At 64.9% G+C, this 7,420-nt stretch carries 6 protein-coding genes and 1 pseudogene; 4 read left to right on the forward strand and 3 right to left on the reverse strand.

Translation table 11 applies throughout. The features are described from left to right. The 4 genes from mfd to Q0L94_RS09240 all read left to right on the forward strand — a co-directional run. Nucleotides 1-2,164 (forward strand): transcription-repair coupling factor (gene mfd / locus Q0L94_RS09225; protein WP_296752733.1); only part of this gene is annotated, 2,164 nt, incomplete at its 5' end. A 6-nt stretch (nt 2,165-2,170) separates the two neighbouring features. Next, entirely contained in the window at nt 2,171-3,406 is a 1,236-nt protein-coding gene (locus Q0L94_RS09230; protein ID WP_296752736.1) for a DUF1015 family protein, read from the forward strand. Nucleotides 3,407-3,491: 85 nt separating this feature from the next. Continuing rightward, the gene (flgM, locus tag Q0L94_RS09235; RefSeq protein ID WP_296752738.1) at nt 3,492-3,800 is read left to right on the forward strand and encodes a flagellar biosynthesis anti-sigma factor FlgM; all 309 of its coding nucleotides are present in this window, start codon (nt 3,492-3,494) and stop codon (nt 3,798-3,800) included. 33 nt (nt 3,801-3,833) lie between these two features. Then, nucleotides 3,834-4,043: a heavy metal-associated domain-containing protein gene (locus tag Q0L94_RS09240; RefSeq protein WP_296752740.1), complete on the forward strand. Its 210-nt coding sequence runs from the start codon at nt 3,834-3,836 to the stop codon at nt 4,041-4,043. A gap of 16 nt (nt 4,044-4,059) precedes the next feature. Here Q0L94_RS09240 and Q0L94_RS09245 read toward each other — a convergent pair whose 3' ends face one another. The 3 genes and pseudogenes from Q0L94_RS09245 to Q0L94_RS09255 form a co-directional block, all read right to left on the reverse strand. Then, nucleotides 4,060-6,120, reverse strand: coding sequence for an EAL domain-containing protein (locus Q0L94_RS09245; protein ID WP_296752741.1), 2,061 nt, complete (start codon nt 6,118-6,120; stop codon nt 4,060-4,062). Nucleotides 6,121-6,152: 32 nt separating this feature from the next. Next, entirely contained in the window at nt 6,153-7,106 is a 954-nt protein-coding gene (locus Q0L94_RS09250) for an ABC transporter substrate binding protein (RefSeq protein ID WP_296752742.1), read from the reverse strand. Beyond that, nucleotides 7,103-7,420 (reverse strand): annotated as a pseudogene (locus Q0L94_RS09255) (DNA polymerase III subunit epsilon); the annotation flags it as partial. The pseudogene Q0L94_RS09255 and the gene Q0L94_RS09250, both read right to left, overlap by 4 nt.

The following is a 7,420-nucleotide window of genomic DNA, read 5'->3' on the forward strand; positions in this document are numbered from 1 at the left end:
GCTCGCTGAAGGCTTCGTCAGCAGCGACGGGCGGATCGCCGTCATCACCGAAACCGAGCTCTACGCCATCCCGCCGAAGACCCGGCGCGCGCGCGAAGCCCGCGCCACCCAGATCGACAACCTGCTGCGCGACCTCTCCGAGCTCAAGCCCGGCGATCCGGTGGTGCACGCGCAGTATGGTGTCGGCCAGTACCTCGGCCTGATCAACATGGACCTCGGCGACGGCGACACCGAGTTCCTGCAACTCGAATACGCCAAGGGCGACAAGCTCTACGTGCCGGTCGCTAACCTGCACCTGATCTCGCGCTACAGCGGCGCCGGCGAAGGCGCGGCGCCACTGCACAAGCTCGGCACCGACCAGTGGGAGAAGGCGCGCCGCCGCGCCATGCAGGCGGCGCGCGACACCGCCGCCGAGCTGCTGAACCTGTACGCGCTGCGCGCGGCGCGCGAGGGCCACGCCTTCCAGTTCTCGCCGCACGACTACGAGGCCTTCGCCGAGGGCTTCGGCTACGAGGAAACCCCCGACCAGGCTGCCGCCATCGCCGCGGTGATGGCCGACATGCAGTCGGGCAAGCCGATGGACCGGCTGGTGTGCGGCGACGTCGGCTTCGGCAAGACCGAGGTCGCGCTGCGCGCCGCCTTCATGGCAGTGATGGGCGGCTACCAGGTGGCGGTGCTGGTGCCGACCACCTTGCTGGTCGAACAGCATTTCCAGAATTTCTCCGACCGTTTTTCGGCCTGGCCGGTGAAGCTCGCCGAGTTGTCGCGCTTCCGCACCGCCAGGGAGCAGGCCGAGGCACTCACCGCGCTGAAAGAAGGCAGGATCGACATTGTCATCGGCACCCACCGGCTGATCCAGAAGGATGTCAAATTCGCCCGACTCGGGCTGGTCATCCTCGACGAGGAGCACCGCTTCGGCGTACGCCAGAAGGAGCAGCTGAAGGCATTGCGCGCCGAGGTCGACGTGCTGACGCTGACCGCCACGCCGATTCCGCGCACGCTGGCGATGTCGCTCGAAGGCATCCGCGATTTCTCGGTCATCGCCACCGCCCCGCAGAAACGGCTGGCGGTGAAAACCTTCGTGCAGCCGTTTTCCGCCGGGCTGATCCGCGAGGCGGTGTTGCGCGAATTGAAGCGCGGCGGCCAGGTCTATTTCCTGCACAACGAAGTCAGCACCATCGAGGCCATGCGCGAACGGCTGGAAAAGCTGCTGCCGGAGGCGCGCATCCGCGTCGGCCATGGGCAGATGGGCGAACGCGAACTGGAACAAGTGATCCGCGATTTCTATCAGCAGCGCTACGACATTCTCTTGTGCACCACCATCATCGAAACCGGCATCGATATTCCCACCGCCAACACCATCCTGATCAACCGCGCCGACAAGTTCGGGCTCGCCCAACTGCATCAACTCAGGGGCCGCGTCGGGCGCTCGCACCACCAGGCCTTCGCCTATCTGCTGGTGGAGGAAGACCGCAGCCTCACGCCACAGGCGAAGAAGCGGCTGGAGGCCATCCAGTTGATGGAGGAGCTGGGCTCCGGCTTTCATCTCGCCATGCAGGATCTTGAAATCCGCGGCGCCGGCGAAGTGCTGGGCGACAAGCAGAGCGGCGAGATCCTCGAAGTCGGCTTCTCACTCTACAACGACATGCTGGCCGGCGCGGTGGCGAGCCTGAAGGCCGGCAAGGAGCCGGACATGAGCCAGCCGCTCGGCGTGGTATCCGAGATCAACCTGCATCTGCCCGCGCTGCTGCCGGAAGACTATTGCCCCGACGTGCACGAACGGCTGGTGCTGTACAAACGGCTGGCGAGTTGTCAAACCCCTGACGATCTGGCGCTGATGCAGGAGGAACTGATCGATCGCTTCGGCGAACTGCCCGATACGGCACGCGCCCTGCTGGCCGTGCACCGTCTGCGCATGTCGACCCGCCCCTACGGCATTGCCAGGCTGGACGTGTCCGGCGAAGGGATGAGCGTGCAATTCGTTCCCAACCCGCCCGTCGATCCGGGTAAAATCATCGGGTTGATCCAGGGCAAGGCCGGTTACCGGCTCGCCGGTCCCGACCGGCTGAAGCTGAGCACCAGCCTGCCCGATGTCGGCCGGCGCGTCGGTGCAGTGACCGCATTCCTCGCCGCGCTCGGCGACCCCATCCCAACCGCACAATAAGTAGCCATGAATCTGATCCAGCCTTTCGCCGCTCTCCGCCCCGCACCGGGACGCGCCAACGATGTCGTCGCCCCGCCCTATGACGTGCTGTCGACGGAAGAAGCCCGTGAGCGGGCAGGCGGCCGCCCGTGGAGCTTCCTGCACATTTCCAAACCGGAAATCGACCTGCCGGCGGATACCAGCCCCTACGCCCCCGAGGTCTATGCCAAGGGCGCCGGAAATCTGCAGGCCATGATTAAAGCCGGCGTGCTGATGCGCGATCCGGCGCCCTGCTACTACGCCTACCGCATCGTGATGGGTAGCCACAGCCAGACCGGCATCGTGGCTGCCGCCTCGGTGGCGGACTACGATACCAACCGCATCCGCAAGCACGAATTCACCCGGCCCGACAAGGAAGACGACCGCGTACGGCAGATCGACGCGCTCGACGCGCAGACCGGTCCGGTGCTGCTGGCCTATCCCGCCGCGCCCGAGATCGACGCCATCCTGGCGGCCGCGTCCAGTGGCGCGCCCGATTCCGACGCCGAACTCGACGGTGTGCGGCACACCCTCTGGGCGATCCGGAATCCCGCGATTCTGGCGCGCATCACCGCCGCATTCAACGCCATGCCCGCGCTTTATATCGCCGACGGCCACCACCGTTCCGCCTCGGCGTCGCGCATCGCCGCAGCACGGCGTGCCGCCAATCCGGGACACACCGGTGCCGAGCCCTACAACTTCTTCCTGTCGGTGATCTTTCCCGCGCACGAGATGCGCATCCTGGATTACAACCGGGTCATCGCCGACCTCAACGGACTTTCCGCAGAAGCCTTTCTGGAGCGCGCAGCCGCCGCCTTCAGCATCGCCCCCGCCGCCAGCGCGGTCAAACCGGAGCAGCCGGGCAGCTTCGGTCTCTATCTGGCCGGCCGCTGGTACCGCTTGACCATCCGCCCCGACCTCATCCCGGCCGATCCGGTGGGACGCCTGGACGTCAGCCTGCTGCAGAACAACCTGATCGCACCCGTTCTTGGTATCACCGACCCCCGGCGCGACAAGCGCATCGATTTCGTCGGCGGCATCCGCGGCCTGGCCGAGCTCGAAAAACGGGTCGACAGCGGCGAAATGGCGCTGGCGCTGGCGCTCCACCCCACCCGCATGGAAGACCTGATGGCGGTGGCCGATGCCAATGAAGTCATGCCGCCCAAATCCACCTGGTTCGAGCCCAAACTGGCGGACGGTCTGGCCTCGCATGTGCTAGGGTAAATTCAATTAAGGTTTTCCGGAACCATGCCGTATACAAAGGTAAGTTGCATCCATTCCGGAAAACAGGCCCACAGGAATCCAGTTCGTGAAAATCGACAAGCGCATCACCCCTCCCGCCGCCGCCAAAGTCTCCGCCGCCAAAGGCAAGGGCGCGGGTAAGACCGCCGCCCCCGCAGCGGGCGGCGGCGATTCGCTGACGCTGACCGAATCGAGCACCCGCATCCGTTCGCTAGAATCCCAGCTGGCTGCGGCCGACATCGCGGATGCCGGCAAGATCGAGGCGGTCAAATCCGCGCTGGCCAACGGCACCTTTACCGTCGATGCCGAAGTGGTGGCCGACCGTCTGATCGACCACACCAAAGAAGCCCTGCGCAAACGCCCGCGTAAAAAGTAGAATCAAGCCTCGAATATTCTTTCGGGGTTCAGCATGAGCGAAATCATTTTGTCCGTAACCGGCATGACCTGCGGTGGCTGCGTCAACAGCGTGCAGAAGGTATTGGCCGCATTACCCGGTGTGCACAGCGTCGAGGTCACGCTCGCGCCCGCTCAGGCGCGCGTGGAATACGATCCCGCCCGGGTCGACCGCGCCGCCCTGGAACAGGCCGTCGTCAATGCCGGTTTCGGCGTAGCCGCCTGAAACACCGGGCCTGTGCTCAGGCTCGATCGCACAGCTTTTCCAGGGGCTCCGGGCGGTGTATGCCGCTCCCCTGCACATAGTCCACCCCGATCTGCCTCAGCAGCGCCAGGATCCGATCCGACTCGACGTACTCGGCCACCGTTCTCAGCCCCATCTGGTGGCCGATGCGGTGTATGGCTTCGACCATTGAACGATCGATCGGATTGGTCGCGATATCGCGCACGAATGCGCCGTCGATCTTGAGATAATCCACTTTCAGATTTTTCAGATAGGTGAAGGACGACAAGCCGCTGCCGAAATCGTCCAGGGCGAAACTGCACCCGAAGCCGCGCATGGCCTCGATGAAATCGTTGACCACGGCGAGGTTGCCGATGGCCGCCGTCTCGGTGATTTCAAAGCACAGGTGCGGTCCCAAGACGGGGTTTTCCTGCAGCCGCGCCAGCAGCATGCTGCGAAAAGCCGGGTCCTTGAGCGACGCCCCCGACAGGTTGACCGCAAACAGGTAACGCAACACGCAATCTGCCGCCAGATACTGCCGGCACAGGCGCAGCGCTTCCTCGATCACCCAACTGTCGAGTGCGGGCATGATGGAATAACGCTCGGCTGCCGGGATGAAAGCCATCGGCAGAATTTCGCTGCCGTCGTCGTCCACCATCCGCAACAACAGTTCGACGTGGCGGGTGGATTCCGCCACGCCGTCGGTGCGGCGGATTTCCTGCCACGACAAACGCAGGCGCTGTTCTTCCAGCGCCCGCTGAATCCGCGTCACCCATTGCATTTCGCCGCGGTGGCGCACCAGATCGGAATCGCGGCTTTCATACAGGTGAATCTGGTTGCGGCCGCGGTCTTTTGCCACGTAACACGCGGCATCCGCCGCTGACAGCAGGCTCGCTGCGGTGCCGCTGTCGCGGTTGATCGCCACCATGCCGACGCTCATGCCGACCGAGAAAATGCGATCCCCCCATTTGAAACGGAAGCGCTGCACCTCGGCCCGGAAACTGTCCGCCACCTCCAGCGCATCCGGGATGCTGCAATTTTCCAGCAGCAGCGCAAACTCGTCGCCTCCCAGGCGGGCCAGCGTATCGCGTTCGCGCAGCTTGCCCTTCAACAGCAGGGTCAGCTGGCGCAGCAGTTCGTCGCCTGCCGCATGGCCGCAGGAATCGTTGATCACCTTGAATTGATCGAGATCCATGTAACACAATGCGTGCTCCCGATCTTGCTGCAAGGCCGACAGCAGGGTGCGCTCCAGCCGCTGCTCGAATTCGCGGCGGTTAATCAGCCCTGTCAAGGCATCATGGCTGGCCTGATAGACCAGGCGTGCCGTGGCTCGATCAACTTTTTCCTGCATCTGATCCTGCATCGCCTGCAAATGTGCCGCCATGTGATTGATGCCGCGTTGCAGCATGCCCAATTCGGCTTGTCCGCTCAGTTCCACCCGCTCGTCCAGGTGTCCCTCGCCAATGCGGCTGACCGTATGTGTCAAGGCCAGAATCGGCCGCGTGATCTGGCGTCCGATACGCCACGCCAGATAAAGGCTGACGCCCAGACCCGCCAGCAGGATGGCCAGGCTGCGCAGGATGGCATCGCGCTGGCTTTTGATGGTGGCGCTGCGCGACACGTCCAGCCCGACCCAGCCCAGCAGCCGGGTCTGGCCAGCCTGCGGCGGCGCCCGTTCACCATCCGCATTGAAATCATCCACTCCCACCTCGGTACGCGTGACCGGCGCGTAATACACCAGCCGGTCTTCGTATTCGATCTGATGGATGCGATCCACCGGTAGCCCCTCCTGCTCGGGATAGGCCCATATCCCGAGACCAACCTGCGCCAGCCTCTGGCCGCTATCGGTGAATACCGCCACCCCGCGGATATCGGGCTCGATCGCCGCTTTTTCGAGTAGGGTCTGCAGCACCTCGATATTCCCCGAGGCCACGCCGTATTCGGCCGCCGGCGCCAACTGGCGCGCAATGGCTACGGCACGGGTGCGCAACGATTGATCCAGATCGTCGATTTTTCCGGTAATGAGCTGAAACAGCAGCAAGACCCCGACAATCGCCACCGGCACCATGGCCAGAACCATGACGCGTCCCCGTATCCCCAATGAAGCCGCCATCAGCGCCCCCCTCCCAAACGCTTTTCCAATTCGGCTTCCGGCGGCAAGGTAAAGCCGAGCGAACGCGCCACCTGTTCATTGATCGAAATGCTGAAATAGGCAGGAGGGGCCGGCAACGGCAGACGCGCCACGCCGCCCTGCAAGACACTGCTCACCCATTCGGCAGTCTGGCGGCCGATCTGTGCCGGGCTGGAGTGCAGCGACAACAATGCCCCCGCCCGCGTCAGCGAGCGCGAATAGCCCAGCACCGGGTCGCGGTAGCGATAGGACGTGAGCAGAATGCTTTGCGCCGTATTGCGGTTGAACACCCGCGGATCGGGAAAGGCCAGCAATAGATCGGCCTCGGACAACACGTTTTCGAGCTGCGGAATCAGCCGTTCATCCTCGGCCAGGGTGGCGTGCACCAGGCTGAGCTGCTGCAAACGCAAGGCCTCGTCCAGTTCCGCCAGCAGCCCGTCCTGCCCCCTGCTCGACAGCACGCCCACCCGCCGCGCTTCGGGAAAAGCCAGACGGATCAGCTGTGCCTGCCGCTCGAACGGCTGATCCAGATAGATTGCCGACGCGCTACGGCGGCCGCCGTCGCTCAGGCGGGTGCGTCCGCTTTTGAGATACCACGCCCGCGGCACCAGCACCGCCAGCACCGGTGGCCGCGCCGGAAGCATCGCCACCACTTCGGCTGCGCGCACCCCCACGGCAACGGTCAACCTGGCCTCGTTCAATGAGGGCGCGGCCAATCCATCGGCATCCAGCCGGCTAACCTCGTGACGGGCGCCTTCCAGATGCGCGCGGATGACCTGATAGACCTCCTGGTAGGGCGCCGAATCGTCGCTCAGCACTACCGCCACCCGCGCAGCGAGGGCCGGCGCCGGGGCGAGGAGCAGACAGGCGAGAGCCAGTCCCAGGTGCGCGATGCGGTATAACGCCCCCCGCCTGCGCGGCACCCGAACCGTCAAGCCGCCCCCTGCTCCGCGCCCCACAGGCAAGCGCCCTTGCTTTCCTTGGCGATCGCCTCCAGCAGGCCTGCATGTGCCTCCAGTTCGGCCTCCGATGCCGCCAGCAGGACGGGCCTGGGCCGTGCGTGCGCGGCATCCCGGGCAGCCTGCTCGCTGCGTATGTCCAGCCCGATCGACAGGCTTTCCTGGCCGCGCGTCAGCGCCAGGTACACCGCCGCCAGCAGCTCGCAGTCGAGCAATGCGCCGTGCAGCGTGCGCGCCGTGTTGTCCACGCCGTAGCGTTTGCACAGCGCATCCAGGTTGTTGCGCTGGCC

The organism is Thiobacillus sp. (assembly GCF_024708915.1).

Coding starts and splice junctions, on each gene's coding strand:
- Q0L94_RS09240 (WP_296752740.1), top strand. CDS start 3,834: ATGAGCGAAATCATTTTGTCCGTAACCGGCATGACCTGCGGTGGCTGC.
- Q0L94_RS09230 (WP_296752736.1), top strand. CDS start 2,171: ATGAATCTGATCCAGCCTTTCGCCGCTCTCCGCCCCGCACCGGGACGC.
- Q0L94_RS09245 (WP_296752741.1), bottom strand. CDS start 6,120: ATGGTTCTGGCCATGGTGCCGGTGGCGATTGTCGGGGTCTTGCTGCTG.